The sequence below is a fragment of the Devosia sp. 67-54 genome, from assembly GCF_001899075.1.
Classification (GTDB): domain Bacteria; phylum Pseudomonadota; class Alphaproteobacteria; order Rhizobiales; family Devosiaceae; genus Devosia_A.
This window is the reverse complement of sequence record NZ_MKVA01000005.1, coordinates 190,666-204,963: the sequence shown is the minus strand read 5'-3', so window position 1 is coordinate 204,963 and position 14,298 is coordinate 190,666. Positions and strand designations below refer to the sequence as shown.

Annotated in this window: 16 protein-coding genes; 12 read left to right on the top strand and 4 right to left on the bottom strand. The window is 68.1% G+C overall.

Translation table 11 applies throughout. From position 1 onward, the window contains the following. Positions 1–172: 172 nt before the first annotated feature. From BGO82_RS06015 to BGO82_RS05995, 5 genes are all read left to right on the top strand, one after another. Positions 173–2,158, top strand: a complete 1,986-nt coding sequence (locus BGO82_RS06015; RefSeq protein WP_291304656.1) for a bifunctional 2',3'-cyclic-nucleotide 2'-phosphodiesterase/3'-nucleotidase — start codon at positions 173–175, stop codon at positions 2,156–2,158. Between the two features lie 185 nt (positions 2,159–2,343). After that, positions 2,344–2,862, top strand: coding sequence for a hypothetical protein (locus BGO82_RS06010; protein ID WP_291304655.1), 519 nt, complete (start codon positions 2,344–2,346; stop codon positions 2,860–2,862). 99 nt (positions 2,863–2,961) lie between these two features. Beyond that, the gene (locus BGO82_RS06005) at positions 2,962–3,453 is read left to right on the top strand and encodes a hypothetical protein (RefSeq protein WP_291304654.1); all 492 of its coding nucleotides are present in this window, start codon (positions 2,962–2,964) and stop codon (positions 3,451–3,453) included. Between the two features lie 105 nt (positions 3,454–3,558). Then, positions 3,559–4,671 (top strand): cyclopropane fatty acyl phospholipid synthase, encoded by a 1,113-nt coding sequence (gene cfa / locus BGO82_RS06000; protein WP_291304653.1) that lies wholly within the window; start codon positions 3,559–3,561, stop codon positions 4,669–4,671. A 5-nt stretch (positions 4,672–4,676) separates the two neighbouring features. Then, positions 4,677–5,681, top strand: coding sequence for a ribonuclease (locus BGO82_RS05995; protein WP_291304652.1), 1,005 nt, complete (start codon positions 4,677–4,679; stop codon positions 5,679–5,681). Between the two features lie 14 nt (positions 5,682–5,695). Here the strand turns inward: BGO82_RS05995 and BGO82_RS05990 are convergent, their stop codons facing one another. After that, entirely contained in the window at positions 5,696–5,881 is a 186-nt protein-coding gene (locus BGO82_RS05990) for a hypothetical protein (protein ID WP_291304651.1), read from the bottom strand. Between the two features lie 184 nt (positions 5,882–6,065). Between BGO82_RS05990 and BGO82_RS05985 the strand changes: the two genes are divergently transcribed. From BGO82_RS05985 to BGO82_RS05975, 3 genes are read left to right on the top strand one after another with little or no spacing between them, the layout of a single operon-like run. Beyond that, positions 6,066–6,851, top strand: a complete 786-nt coding sequence (locus BGO82_RS05985; protein WP_291304650.1) for an ABC transporter ATP-binding protein — start codon at positions 6,066–6,068, stop codon at positions 6,849–6,851. A 17-nt stretch (positions 6,852–6,868) separates the two neighbouring features. Further along, positions 6,869–8,392, top strand: coding sequence for a permease (locus tag BGO82_RS05980; RefSeq protein WP_291304649.1), 1,524 nt, complete (start codon positions 6,869–6,871; stop codon positions 8,390–8,392). Between the two features lie 53 nt (positions 8,393–8,445). Then, positions 8,446–8,904 carry a GNAT family N-acetyltransferase gene (locus tag BGO82_RS05975; RefSeq protein ID WP_291304648.1) on the top strand — a complete coding sequence of 153 codons (459 nt, stop codon included), beginning with the start codon at positions 8,446–8,448 and terminating at the stop codon, positions 8,902–8,904. Here the strand turns inward: BGO82_RS05975 and BGO82_RS05970 are convergent. Beyond that, positions 8,895–9,245: a DUF6665 family protein gene (locus BGO82_RS05970; protein ID WP_291304647.1), complete on the bottom strand. Its 351-nt coding sequence runs from the start codon at positions 9,243–9,245 to the stop codon at positions 8,895–8,897. The two genes, BGO82_RS05975 and BGO82_RS05970, sit on opposite strands and share 10 nt — an antisense overlap. 76 nt (positions 9,246–9,321) lie before the next feature. Here BGO82_RS05970 and BGO82_RS05965 point away from each other — a divergent pair, with 76 nt between their 5' ends. Then, the gene (locus tag BGO82_RS05965; RefSeq protein ID WP_291305682.1) at positions 9,322–10,260 is read left to right on the top strand and encodes an EamA family transporter; all 939 of its coding nucleotides are present in this window, start codon (positions 9,322–9,324) and stop codon (positions 10,258–10,260) included. Between the two features lie 50 nt (positions 10,261–10,310). On the opposite strand, the gene BGO82_RS05960 is transcribed toward BGO82_RS05965, so the two are convergent. Continuing rightward, a complete protein-coding gene (locus BGO82_RS05960; protein WP_291304646.1) occupies positions 10,311–11,183 on the bottom strand; it encodes an aldo/keto reductase in 873 nt (290 codons plus the stop codon). Between the two features lie 242 nt (positions 11,184–11,425). On the opposite strand from BGO82_RS05960, the gene BGO82_RS05955 reads away from it, so the two are divergent. From BGO82_RS05955 to BGO82_RS05945, 3 genes are all read left to right on the top strand, one after another. Then, a complete protein-coding gene (locus tag BGO82_RS05955) occupies positions 11,426–12,841 on the top strand; it encodes a hypothetical protein (protein ID WP_291304645.1) in 1,416 nt (471 codons plus the stop codon). 47 nt (positions 12,842–12,888) lie between these two features. Next, complete coding sequence (gene clpS, locus BGO82_RS05950; RefSeq protein WP_291304644.1) at positions 12,889–13,194, top strand: ATP-dependent Clp protease adapter ClpS; 306 nt, start codon at positions 12,889–12,891, stop codon at positions 13,192–13,194. Between the two features lie 150 nt (positions 13,195–13,344). Then, positions 13,345–13,827: a hypothetical protein gene (locus BGO82_RS05945; RefSeq protein WP_291304643.1), complete on the top strand. Its 483-nt coding sequence runs from the start codon at positions 13,345–13,347 to the stop codon at positions 13,825–13,827. Positions 13,828–13,839: 12 nt separating this feature from the next. Here BGO82_RS05945 and BGO82_RS05940 read toward each other — a convergent pair whose 3' ends face one another. Beyond that, on the bottom strand, positions 13,840–14,127 hold the full coding sequence (locus BGO82_RS05940; protein WP_291305681.1) for a DUF2277 domain-containing protein: 288 nt from the start codon (positions 14,125–14,127) through the stop codon (positions 13,840–13,842). Between the last annotated feature and the right edge of the window lie 171 nt (positions 14,128–14,298).

Genomic DNA, 14,298 nt, shown 5'->3' with positions numbered 1-14,298 from the left:
CCGGCGCAAATCCAGAATTTGACCAACCGGTCTAATTTTGACAGTCTCCCCGCTGCCGGTCATCGCGGCGTCACCTCGAACCGGCAAGACAAGTCGCTCGCCTGCGGCACCTATAACAAGCGACTGCTGCCGCCCGTTCCGCCCGCGAGTCGACCGCAACAGGGAGATCGACATGAATTTTCAGCCTCGTCTGTCCAGACGTGCCTTTCTTGCTGGCTCCGCCAGCGCCGGCGCGCTCATAGTCATGCACCCGTTTGCCGCCATGGCGGCGACCAACCAGGCGCATTTGCGCCTGATGGAGACGACGGACATTCACGTCGCCATCTTCCCCTACGACTACTATGCCGACGCCCCCAACGACACCATGGGCCTGGGCCGCACCGCCGCGCTGATCAACCAGATCCGCTCCGAGGCCACCAACTCCATCCTCATCGACAATGGCGACCTGATCCAGGGCAACCCGATGGGCGACTACGTCGCCTATGAGCGCGGCTTCAAGGACGGCGACGTGCACCCGACCTTTGCTGCCATGAACACGCTCGGCTACGAGATCTCGACGCTGGGCAACCACGAATTCAACTACGGTCTCGACTTCCTGCAGAAATCGCTGGCCGGCGCGCAGTTCCCCTTCGTGTGCGCCAACCTCGTCAACGCCGCCACCATCACCGGCGACGATCCGACCAAGGACAAGACCTTCCTGCCGCCCTTCAAGATCGTCGAAAAGCAGATCACCGACGGCGACGGCAAGCAGCAGACCATCAAGCTCGGCTTTATCGGCTTCGTGCCGCCGCAGATCATGATCTGGGACTCCGCCAACCTCGAGGGCAAGGTGGCGGTGCGCGACATCGTCAAGACCGCCGAGGCCTGGGTGCCGGTGATGAAGGAACAAGGCGCCGACCTCGTCATCGCCCTCGCCCACACCGGCATCGACGGCCAGCAGGGCGATATGATGGAGAACGCCGCTCTGTTCCTGGCCGGCGTCAAGGACATCGACGTCGTATTCACCGGCCACCAGCATCTGGTGTTCCCCAACTCCGGCGACTTCAAGGGCATCGAGGGCGCCGACCTCGACAAGGGCACGCTGATGGGCAAGCCCGCCGTCATGGCCGGCTTCTGGGGCTCGCATATGGGCCTCATCGACCTGCTGCTCGAAAAGGACGGCAACAGCTGGAAGATCGTTTCACACACCTCGGAAGCGCGTCCGATCTGGAAGCGCGACGACGCCACCAAGAAGGTGGTGCCGACCGTGCAGGACGTCGCCGCCGTCGAAGCGCCGGTCGAAAAGGACCACAAGGCGACGCTCGACTACGTCCGCCGCCCGGTGGGCCAGACCGCCGCGCCGCTCTACTCCTACTTCTCGCTCGTCGCCGACGATCCGTCGGTGCAGATCGTCTCCATCGCGCAGATGGCCTACATCAAGGAGAACCTCAAGGGCAGCCAGTGGGAGAAGCTGCCGCTGCTGTCGGCCGCGGCGCCGTTCAAGGCCGGCGGCAAGCCCGGCCCGGACTACTACACCGACGTGCCCGTCGGCCCGGTCGCCATCAAGAACGTCGCCGACCTCTATCTCTATCCCAACACCATCCGCGCCGTGGAAGTCACCGGCGCCCAGGTGCGCGAATGGCTGGAGCGCTCGGCCGGCATCTTCAACCAGGTCAAGCCCGGCTCCAAGGACGCCGACCTCATCGATCTCACCTTCCCGTCCTACAATTTCGACGTCATCGACGGGGTGACCTACAAGATCGATATCTCCCAGCCCTCGCGCTACGACCAGAAGGGCGTGGTGGTGAACCCCGACGCGCACCGCATCGTCGACCTGCAATATGACGGCAAGCCGATCGACGAGACCGCCAAATTCGTCGTCGCCACCAACAACTACCGTGCGGGCGGCGGCGGCTTCTTCCCGGGCGCCGACGGCAAGACCATCATCTTCACCGGCCCCGACACCAACCGCGACATCATCGTGCGCTACATCCACGATACCGGCACCATCAATCCGGCCGCGGACGGCAACTGGTCGCTGGCGCCGCTCCCCGGCACCACGGTGATGTTCCAGTCCGGCCCCAAGGCCAAGGACCATGTCGCCGAGGTCAAGGGCGTGAAGATCGACTATGTGGGCGAGGCCGACAACGGCTTCGGCAACTACCGCATCACGCTCTAGGCGCCCCGGAGCGTTTCCAGGAAAATTGGCAACGGTTTTCCGGTTCGGAAGCGCGACAGAACAAAAGCTCAGGTCAGGGCACCGATTCCATCGGTGACCTGATCTGGCGGCGCCGGCCTGTCGTTTCCGTCAGGTTGGCGCTCCCCGCCGCATGTGGAACTCTCCCGCCGCCTGGGAGCCCCGACATGCCGAAAATCCTGCCCGCCCTCGTCCTTGCCGTCCTGGCCGCCGCCCCGGCGCTGGCCGCCGACGAGCCCGACCGCTGCTACACCACCGCCGATCCGCGCTGCAGCGGCGACTATTGCGGCAACACCTTCTACAACCCCTCGGTGACGCAGAACTGGCTGCAGACGCGCCGCAACGCCGACCCCAAGGTCATGCAGGCGGTGGCCGGCGTCTATTACGGCCAGTTCCCCTCGCCCGACGGCCGCATGTACGAGCAGGTCTACCGCAGCTACGAGGCGAACGGCCTCTGGCAGTACCGCGACCAGACCTGCCCCACCGACAATCTCGGCTACCTGACCTGTTCGCAGAACCAGGGCGCCGGCCTCTGGGCCGCCTACGGCCTCAACGACGGCAGCATCTTCCTGATGATCCATTTCTCCGACCTCAGCCGCTCCAACACCTGCTTCAGCCAGACCATCCGGCTGGGCAATGGCGGCTTTTCCGACGCCGGCAGCGGCGCCTGGCAGCGCGTGCAATAGCCGGCCCTTTCCGCGTCCCGTCCACCGGGTGGTGGACGACACGCGGCGCCCACGGTGCTCTGCTCCCGCCCAGAGCAGGCATCCGAGAAAGGCATCGCCATGACCAGATTTCTCTCCCGCCGCGCCGTCCTGTCCGGCGCCGCCGCCTTCGCCGCCACCGGCCCGGCTCTCGCCGCCTTCGACCCGATAGCGATCAAGAATCAGCTGACGCGCGAGCGCGTCGGCGGCTTGGCCACCCAATTCCTGGGCACGAAAGTCGGCCGCGGCGAATGCACCGATTTCGTCGAGAAGGTGCTCAACATGCTGAATTGCTTTCACAAGGGCTATGTCTGGGGCCTGCCCGCCAACGGCATCCAGCCCGGCATCATCATCCAGTTCTGGGACACCAAATTCACCAGCCCCGACGGCCGCTCGACCTGGGGCACCGCGCCGGGCGGCCAGCACACCGCCATCGTGCTGGCCTGGAGCGGGTCCGTCGCCAAGCTCATCCACCAGAACGACGGCGTGCGCAAAGTGACGGTTCGCGACGTGAACCTGGGCTGGAAGCACACCGGCCGCATGGAATTTTTCCAGCCGCTTTCCCAGACGTGACGATCTGAGGCTCTCCCCGCGCCAGGGCGATTGCCCTATTGACTTGTCGGCCCTGAGCGTTTTGCTTCCCGCCACAATTTTCTGGATGTGCGGGGACGTGAAATCGTGACTGAGAAAGACCGGATCGTCGGATTGCTCAAGGATGCGGGGGTGACCGTCAACGGCCCCAACGCCTGGGACATCCAGATCCACGATGAGCGCGTCTGGACCCGCGTCTTCGCCCAGGGCTCGCTGGGCCTCGGCGAAGCCTATATGGACGGCTGGTGGGATGCCGCCGACCTCGCCGAATTCTTCAACAAGGTGCTGCGCGGCGGCGTCGCCGACAAGCTCAAGCTCACCCCCAATCTGCTCTGGCAGGTGGTGCAGGCCAAGCTGCTCAACATGCAGAGCGTCGAGCGCTCGCGCCGCGTCGCCCGCATGCACTACAACGAGACCGAAGCCTACAAGGCCTCGCTCGACAAGCGCATGACCGGCTCGTGCGGCTACTGGCCGGCCGGCGTCACCAATGTCGACGAGGCGCAGGAGGCCAAGCTCGACCTGGTGTGCCGCAAGATCGGGGTGAAGCCCGGCCAGCTCGTCTGGGACATCGGCTGCGGCTGGGGCGCCTTCATGGGCTTTGCCGCCGAAAAATACGGCGCCCGCTGCGTCGGCGTCACCGTCTCGCCCGACCAGGCCGCCTATGGCCGCGAGCGCTACAAGGACCTGCCCATCGAGTTCCAGGTCAAGGACTACCGCGAGTTCGACGGCAAGACCGACCACATCGTGTCGATGGGCATGTTCGAGCATGTCGGCCACAAGAACTACCGCACCTATTTCGAGAAGGCGCGCTCGGTGATCAAGGACGACGGCCTGTTCATGCTGCACTCGATCGGCGCGCAATGGTCGACCGACACCATCGAGCCCTGGCTCGAAAAATACATCTTCCCCGGCGGCGTCATCCCCTCGATGGCGCAGGTCGGCAAGGCCATCGACGGGCTGTGGACGGTGGTCGACACCCACAATATCGGGCCGCATTACGACAAGACGCTGTGCGCCTGGTACGAGAATTTCGACAAGAAATGGACGCGCCGCAACACGCCCGAGGAGGTCCGCTTCTACCGGCTGTGGAAGTACTATTTGCTGTGCTGCGCCGGCGGCTTCCGCGCCAAGGTGCTGCAGGTCTGGCAGTTCGTGCTGTCGCCGACCGGCGTTCCCGACGGCTACGTCTTCGCCCGGTGACGATCATGCGCTTGCTGGCCGCCATGGCTCTCGCTCTGCTCGCTGCATTCGGCAGCGCCGCACCCTCCACTGCGGCCAGCGCGCAGATGTTCGTCGCCAGCAAGGCCTGCCCCGCCTATCAGTCGATCAAGAAGCAGACCAATCCGGGCGACATCCGCACCGTGCCCGGCGCGAGCTACAAATTCGTCACCACCAACAACACGCCCGCGAGCTTTGACCAGATCATCGTTCCAGACGCCGTGCCGCCCGAGCGCTGGGTGGCGGTGAGCTGCGGCACGCTGACCACCGGCACGCCCGACGCCGCACCGCCGCCACGGCCGGCGCCGATCGCGCCGCCGTCACCGGCGCCCGCGAAAAGGGCCGACTACGTGCTCGCCTTGAGCTGGGAGCCGGCCTTCTGCGAAGGCGTGCCGCGCGCCACCGAATGCCGCCGGCAGACCTCCGGATCGTATGAGGCGACGCATTTCTCGCTGCACGGTCTCTGGCCGCAGCCGCGCAGCGCCGCCTATTGCAGCGTCGCCGCCGCCGACCGCGAGGCCGACAAGGCGCATGACTGGGACGCCCTGCCCGCGGTCGAGCTCAGCGCCGCCACCTGGGCCGAGCTGCGGGCCGTCATGCCCGGCACGCAATCGCGCCTCGAGCGCCATGAATGGATCGAGCACGGCACCTGCTCCGGCGCCGCTCCGGACCTCTATTTCCACCGCGCCGCGCTGTTCGCCGGCACCGTCAACAACACCGCCATCGCCGACCTGTTCGCGCGCAACATCGGCCGCCGCCTCGACGGCGCCGCCATCCGGCAGGCCTTCGATACCGCCTTCGGCAGGGGCGCCGGCGACCGCGTGCGCATCGCCTGCGATCAGGATGGGAGCCGCCGCATCATCACCGAGATCACGATCGGCCTGCGCGGCGACGTGCTCGGCAGCGGCAGCATCGGCGAACTCATCGCCGCCGCTCCGCGCACCGACCCCGGCTGCACCGGCGGCATCGTCGATCCCGCCGGCCTGCAATAGCGGCCGGCGCCGCTTCAGCGCACGGCCGCCTCGGTCAGCGCCGCGCGCTTGACGTCGAGATCGATGTGGCGCGGCTGCGCATTGCCCAGCTCGAAATAGAAGAAAACGCCGCCCAGCAGCAGGGCGACGACCACCAGCAACCCTGCCACGACGGCCATTGCGCCCCCGTCGTCAGCGTCGAAACTCTCGCGATCCATCATCGGTCCTGCTCCGTCAATCTCCTTCCCTTGGCTAATGGCCAAGGCCATGCCGAAGTTCCGCGCCGCCCCGGTTGCAAATTCTTAACCCAAGCAGTTCACGCGCCTTCAATCCGCCGGCGCTAGCCTCCTGCGACTGCCGCGAACTGCGCGCACCCCCGCGCGCAGCCAACAGAAATCACCCGCGATGACCGACTCCGCGCCGCTCGCCCTCGACATCGAGGGGCTCGCCAAGAGCTTCGACCGCCCGGTGGTGAAGGATTTGCATCTGCGCGTGAAGGCCGGCGAGTTCTACGCCCTGCTCGGCCCCAACGGCGCCGGCAAGACCACCATCCTGCGCATGGTCGCGGGGCTGCTGCAGCCCGAAGCCGGCGCCATTTCGGTGTTCGGCATCGACACGCGCAAGGATCCGCTGGGCGCCAAATCGATCATCGCCTGGGTTTCCGACGAGCCGATGGTCTACGACCGCCTCACGCCATACGAATATCTCGAATTCGTCGCCGGCCTCTGGGGCATCGACCCGGCGCGGGCTCAGGCGCACGCCACCGAGCTCATCGGCTGGCTCGGCCTCGCCCCGCACGCCCATCAGCGCTGCGGCGGCTTCTCCAAGGGCATGCTGCAGAAGGTCGCCCTCGCCGGCGCGCTGGTGCACGATCCGAGACTCATCATCCTCGACGAGCCGCTAACCGGCCTCGACGCCGGCTCCGCCCGCCAGGTCAAGCAGGTACTGCTCGACAAGGTGAAGCAGGGCGTCACCGTGATCATGACCACTCACATTCTCGAAGTCGCCGAACGCATGGCCGAGCGCATCGGCGTCATCAACCACGGCCGCCTCGTCGCCGAAGGCACCCTCGCCGAATTGCGCGCCCGCATCGGCCGCGAAACCACGCTCGAGGAGATCTTCCTCGACCTCGTGGCCGAAGAGGAAATGGCCGGCGGCCCGGCCGCCACTGCGGTGGACGCCGCCGCATGAGGCTGGCGCCGGCGTCCATGCCCTGGTTCGCCGCGCACGAAGCGCGGCTGATGTGGCGCGACGGCATCGCCATGCTGACCGGCGGCTATCCCGCCCGCCGCATCGCGCTCACGATCTTCGTCATCGTCGTCGCCATCGTCCTGCATCTGATGGCCAACGCCATCGTCGGCCCCTGGGTCGAACACGGCATCGCCCCCGACAAGGCCACGCTGGTCGCCATCACCGGCACCGGATTCCTGTTCTGGACGGTGATGCTGAGCCAGGCGCTGGAATCGGTCACCCGCGCCTACTATTCGCGCGCCGACCTCGACCTGATCCTGAGCTCGCCCGCCTCCTCGCACACCCTGTTCGCGGTGCGCACCGGCATCACCGCCGCCACCACGCTGCTGCTCGCCTGCCTGCTCGCGAGCCCCGTCGTCGACGTGCTGGTGCTGCACGACGGCGCCCATTGGCTCACCGCCTACCTCGTGCTCGCCGCGCTCTCGGCGCTCTCGACCGCCCTCGCGGTGCTGATCACCGTCGCCCTGTTCCGTCTCGCCGGACCGCGTCGCACGCGCCTCTTCGCCCAGATCATCGCCGCCCTCGTCGGCGCCGGCTTCGTCATCGGCATCCAGGCCATCGCCATCCTGCATTTCGGCAACATGGCCTCGCGCTTCGCGCTGTTCGGCGATCCCGATTTCATCGCCGCGATGCCACCGCTCGACTCTCTCGTCTGGGCCCCGGCCCGTGCCGTGCTCGGCGACTGGCCCTCGCTCGTCGGCGTCGTCGCGCTCGGCGCCCTCGGCCTCGGCGGCACCATCGCTTTCGCTGCCTCGAGCTTCGGCCGCCACGCCATCGCCGCCGCCGGCATCGGCCAGCAGCAGGTGGCGCGCCGCGCCCGACCGGTGCATTTCCGCCCGCGCAGCCAGAAGCAGCAATTGCGCGTCAAGGAATGGAAGCTCCTCGCCCGCGACCCCTGGCTCCTCAGCCAGACGCTGATGCAGGTGCTGTATCTGCTGCCGCCGGCGCTCTACCTGTGGATCAGCTACGGCCAGTCCGCCGGCACCTATGTCGTCGTCATCCCGGTGCTGGTGATGGCGACCGGCCAGCTCTCGGGCGGCCTCAGCTGGCTCGCCATCTCCGGCGAGGACGCGCACGATCTCGTCGTCACCGCCCCCGTCCCGCCGGCGGCGGTGACGCAGGCCAAGATCGAGGCCGTCGCCACCGTCGTGCTGGTGCTGCTCGCCCCCATCATCATCCTGATGCTGTTCGCCTCGCTGCACCTCGCCGCGACCACCGCCGTGTTCGCCGCGCTCTCCTCGGGCTCGGCCACCGCCATCCAGCTCTGGTTCCGCGTCCCCATGCGGCGCGCCATGTTCCGCCGCCGCCAGGTCGCCTCGCGCGTCTCCACCATCGCCGAAGCGCTGAGCTCGATCTTCTGGGCCGGCACCGCCGTGCTCGTCGCCGGCGACCAGTACACCATCGCCGCCCTCCCCGGCACACTCGCCCTCGTCACCCTCGCCATCGCCTGGTGGTTGAGCCCCAAGGGCAGGCGGGTGTAGCACCGGCGCCTGCCGTCTTCCTCGACTCAGCAGTCACCAGTACCAACTGCATCATGCCCGCGCTCACCTACCGCCACGCCACGCCTGCCGACCTGCCCTTCATCATCGGCCTCATCGTCGAGGACAGCGTCATCACCACCAATGACAGCGTCGCCGACGCCGGCCATGCCGATTACACCGCGGCGCTCGCCGCCATCGATGCCGATCCGCACCAGGAGATGTTCGTGGTCGAGGAGGCCGGCACGCCCATCGGCTGCTTCCAGCTCACCTACCTGCCCGGCCTGATGCGCCGCGGCATGTGGCGCGGCCAGATCGAGGTGGTGCACGTCGCCGACGGGGTGCGCGGCCGCGGCCATGGCTCCGAGATGATGCGCTGGGCGGTCGAGCGCTGCCGCGAAAAGGGCTGCGGCATGGTGCAGCTCACCTCCAACAAGAAGCGCCCCGACGCCCACCGCTTCTACGAGCGGCTCGGCTTCGCCAGGAGCCACGAAGGCTTCAAATTCTACTTCTGAGCCGGCGCCCTGAGCGTCTCGCTGGCGCCCAGCCGCGCCAGCACATCGCCGGGAATGCCGTAGTCGCGGATGACCTGCTTCTGGTCGCGCAGCCCGCACAATTCGCGCTGCACGAAGAACGCCCAGACCTCCCGCGCCGCCCTGCGCAGGAGTGCCGCCCGCTGCGCCGGATCGCCGCCCGGCGCCGCGTCGAACGCCTTGAGCGCCGCCATCGCCTGCTCCACCAGCCGCCCGTGATGGCCGAGCGACGACGCCTTTTCGGCGACGATGTCGGCTTCCAGCAGGTCGAAGGCGGCGCCCGGGCGCAGCCGGCTGAAGCGATCGGGCAGGTCGTAGGTCATGCCGAACCCTAATCGGCCCCATCACATTCGGCAATTTCCCTTCCCGCGGCAAATCCGCTAACTGCACGGCATGACCCTGTCGCCCCGCACCGCTACCGGCATCGGCTTTCTCGCCGTGCTGCTCTGGGCCTCGCTCGCCGTGCTCACCGCCGCCAGCGGCGACGTGCCGCCCTTCCAGCTGCTGGCCATGACCTTCGGCATCGGCGGCCTCGCCGGCGTCGCGCTGTGGCTGGTCCGGCCCGCCGCCGCGAAGGCCATCCGCCAGCCCTGGCCGGTCTATCTGCTCGGCGTCGGCGGCCTCTTCGGCTACCACGCCGCCTATTTCGTCGCGCTGCGCCACGCCCCGGTGGTCGAGGCCGGCCTCATCAACTACCTCTGGCCGCTGCTGATCGTGGTGTTCTCGGCGCTGCTGCCCGGCGAACGGCTCAAATGGCAGCACATCGCCGGCTGCATCCTCGCCTTCGCCGGCGCCGTGCTGGTCGTCACCAAAGGCCAGGGCTTCGCCTTCGACACGGCCTATCTTCCCGGCTACCTCGCCGCCCTCTTCGCCGCCATCGCCTGGGGCGTCTATTCCGTCGCCTCGCGCCGCACCGCCCACGTATCGAGCGACGCCATCACCGGCTTCTGCCTCGTCACCGCGCTCCTTGCCGCGCTCGTCCATGTCGCCATCGAGCCCACGATCTGGCCGGCCGGCCCCTGGCAATGGCTCGCTGTCGTCGCGCTCGGCCTCGGCCCGGTTGGACTGGCGTTCTATGTGTGGGACATCGGCGTCAAGCATGGCGACATCCAGGTGCTCGGCGCCGTCTCCTACTCGGCGCCGCTGCTCTCGACCGGCCTGTTGGTGCTGACCGGCTACGCCGCCTATTCCAACACCCTGCTCATCGCCTGCCTCCTGATCACCGCCGGCGCCCTCCTCGCCGCCAGCGACCTGCTGTTCCGCCGCCGGCGAACGGAGGAGGTTCTTCTCAGCGAGTGGAACTCGCCGGAAGACGACGCGGCTTATCGTGATCTCTGATACGGGCAAGTCGCCAAGCGCCAACCCACCACGACGGCCGCTTACCAGCCCTAGAACGTGAAATTCGCCGTCGCCGGGTTGGACCCGGTGCGGCCGGCTTCGCCCTTGTCGAGCCCGGCCATCTGCCGCATCTCGTCGTCGCTCAGCGTGAAGTCGAACACGTCGAAATTCTCGCGCAGCCGCTCGGCATGCACCGAGCGCGGGATGGCGATGTGGCCCATCTGCAGGTGCCAGCGGATCACCACCTGCGCCACGCTCTTGCCGTGCGCCTTGCCGATCCCCTCCACCACCTTGTCCTTGAGCACCTCGCCGTGCCCGAGCGGCGAATAGCATTCGACGGCGATGCCCTTGTGCCTCAGCATCTCCAGCTTGTCGGCCTGCTGGAAATACGGATGCATCTCGATCTGGTCGACCACCGGCGTCACCCCGGTTTCGCCGATGATGCGTTCGAGGTGCTCCGCGTTGAAATTGCTGACCCCGATCGATTTCACCCGCCCCTGCTGCTGCAGCTCGACCAGCGTCCGCCACGCCTCGACATATTTGTCCTGCGCCGGCACCGGCCAGTGGATCAGGAACATATCGAGCTGCTCGAGCCCGAGCGCCGCCATGGTCGCATCGAAGCTCTTCAGCGCCGCGTCGCGGTCGTGCGCGCCATTGCGCAGCTTGGAGGTGATGAACAGCTCGCCGCGCGGCAGCCCGCAACTGCGGATCGCCTCGCCCACGCCGGCTTCGTTGTCGTAGCCTTCGGCGGTGTCGATCAGGCGGAACCCGGCGTCGATGCCGTCGCGCACCACCCGCGCCGTGACCTTGGGGTCGACCTCCCACACCCCCATCCCCAGCTGCGGGATGGAGTTGCCGTCGCTGAGCCGGATATGCGGCACCTGGTTCGGCGTTTCGGTGGCGGCTGCTGCGGTCGCGGGCATGTGAGGCTCCTTTGGCTGAACTTTGCCAATGAACCTGTCCGCGCCGCGAAAGTTCATTCTTTGCCGCCCGGCGACGGCGCGGCTGCCCTCGCCATGCCGTCAACATGTCCGGGCATTACCTTGTTTTCCGCGGCTTCACTGCTATTTTGCGCCGGATTTCGCCGCTAATTGCCTGGACTGCGGAAGAGAAACACTGCCGACCTTGGGCCCCGGGGCCCATTCGAAGCAACCGGAGCAGCCTATTGCGCATCGCGGCCCTAGCCTTCGGAATTCTCGCCGGCCTGGTCGCCTCCTTCATCCTGGCGCTGGGCGGCCTGGACGCGTCAGAGCTGGTGCATTTCGACGCCCGGCAGGCCCAGCTCGTCGCCTTCGTCCTGTTCGTCATCGCCAATCTCGGCGTGCTCGGGGCGGGTCTCGTGCTCGCGGCGCCGATCGCCGGCGCCAGCCTGTTCGTCCTCGGCGCCCTTGGCTGGCTCGCCGCCGCCATCGTGCTGCGCCATGGGCCCGACTACGTGATGCTCACCTCGCCCGCTTTGCTGGCGGTCGCTGCCATCCTCGCCGGAATTGCCGTTTTCCGCCGCCACCGCCGGCCGCCCGTCCGCCCCCGCGCGCGGCGCGACGAGGATGACGAGGATGATGACCGTTACGAGCGCCGGCGTGCCGCTCCGCAGCGCCGCGCCGTCCCGGCCGTCGCCCCCCGCCGGCTGGCCGACGAGGTGGTGGACGAGCCAGACGACGCCGACGAGGCCGCCCGCGAGACCGACGACCGCGGCTCGATCTCGGTCGGCGCCAGCTTTTTCGGCGATGCCGGCACGGCCATGCCGCTGCGCGGCGCCATGCCCTCCCATGCCGACGAGAAGCTGCTGCGCGGTCTCGGGCGCGGCGACCGCCGCTCCGGCGACCCGCATGACTGGCAGCCGGTCCGCCGCCGCGTCGAGCCGCCGCGCCAGAAGCCGATGTTCCGCCCGCCCGAGGACGAATACGAGGACGAGGAATCCGGCCTCTCGCAATTCGCCCGCATCAGCAGCGGCGTGCTGAGCTTCGGCCTCTACGCCACTCTCGCGGTCGCCGTGCTGCTGGTGATCTTCAGCCTGCGCGAAGGGAACGGGCGCGCCACCGCCACCCGCATCGAGGCCTCCGCCAGCACCCCCTCCGCCCCGGCCCCGGTCTCGTCCTCGGCAGCGCCCGCAGCGGCCGCCGAGACTCCGGCCATCGCGCCGGCGCTGCCCGCGGTTGAGCTGCCGTCCGCACCGCCATCGCCGCCGGTCCTCGCCCGCCCGGGCGGCCTCGCGGTCCCCGCCGCCGGCGCCGCCGCGCCGGTGATCGCCACCGCCCCCAGCGTTCCGGCCGAGCTGCGCGCCCCCGCGGCGCAGCCACAGCCAGCGCAGCAGCAGCCGTTCGCCTACCCCGGCGTCGTGGTCGCCGACGGCCCCTCGCTCGACAGCGCCGCCGAACCGCCTCCCGCCCTCGCCCCGGACGACTCCGCCTCCACCGAAACGCCCGCTGACAGCCAGGCCGCCGCGCCGGCCACGACGCCGGTGCCGTTCCCCATGCCCGCCGCGATCGCCGCCCAGCGCGTCGGCCGCTCGGCCGCCCCCGCCGCCCAGCGCAGCCAGCCCGCCCCGCGCGCCGCCACCGGGACCGACACCGGCCTCTGACACTTGCGCCCGCGCGCGTGATACAAATATCTCCGTCGGAGACTCCGATGGCCGAAAGCGACACCAAGACCAGACCGAAGACCCGGACGCGCACGGCACGACCGCCGCTCTACAAGGTCATCCTCGTCAACGACGACTTCACCCCGCGCGATTTCGTCGTCACCGTCCTCAAGGCCGAATTCCGCATGACCGAGGACCAGGCGCTGCGCGTCATGATCACTGCGCACACCAAGGGCAGTTGCGTCGTCGCCGTGTTCACCCGCGAGGTCGCCGAAGACAAGGCGACGCGCGCCACCGAAATGGCGCGCAACGAAGGCTTCCCGCTGCTCTTCACCACCGAGCCCGAGACCTGAGCACGCCGCGCCGGCACAAATCGCCGGCCGTGCTCAACCAAAGCCCGCGCCTTGCGTTAACCCGTCCAGGATTAACCCTCTTGGCTCCGTGCGCTTGCCACATTCGCCCGCTAGGTGCACCCAAAAGCCTCAAGATCCGGGATATCGACCATGCGTCAGCGCACCAAGCTCCTCTCCATTCTCACGGCCGCGCTGCTGGCGGTGTCGGCCATGCCCGCCGTCGCCGGCCCGGCCGAGACCGCCTTCCTGCAGAAGCTCACGGCCAACTGGGTCGGCAAGGGCAAGCTGGTGGGGGCCCAGTCCGGTCCCGTCGCCTGCCGCATCGTCATCACCGCCGGCGGCCAGAGCGCCAAATATCAGGGACGCTGCACCATTCCCGACATGGCGAGCCAGGCCTTCAACGGCGCCATCAGCTACAACGACAAGACCAGGCGCTACGAAATCCGCTCCATCAGCGGCACCGTGCCGGGGGTGAAGCGCGGCAATTCGCTGGTCTTCACCACCAAGGACACCAGCGCGGCCGGCTCGTCCTACTCGACCATGACCCTGTCGCCCGCGAGCCTCTCGGTAAATTTCACCATCATCGACCGGCACGGCGAAAAGACCACCTCGCACATCACCTTCAGCAAATAGGCCGGCGCCGCGTCAGGCCGGCACCCGCTGCTGGTTGGCGAACCTGAGCTTCGAGCGCTCGCGCCGCTTTTCCGCCTCCACCTCGCGGTCGCGCGGCGGCGCGTTGGTTTCGAGCGATTTGAGCAGCTTGCGCACCACCGTCTCGATCTCCTCCACCGCCTCGTGGAACGCCGCCTCGTTGGCCTGCGACGGGTGCGCATAGCCCGAAATCTTGCGCACGAACTGCAGCGCGGCGTCGTGCATCTCGTTTTTCGTCGCCGGCGGCTCGAAATTGAACAACGGCTTGATATTGCGGCACATCCTGGCCTCCCGCAGCGTGGTCTGGCCGATCATCGGCCGCTTCTGCGGCGAGGGCAAGGCGCCTACGCGCCGCCTGCCCTTCCCTTCTCGGCGGCACTCCGCTAGAGAGCCGCCTTAACCTGAAGAATCCGTCCGAGCACGCCCGGCCCCACCGGTCTTTCCGCGCGCGTC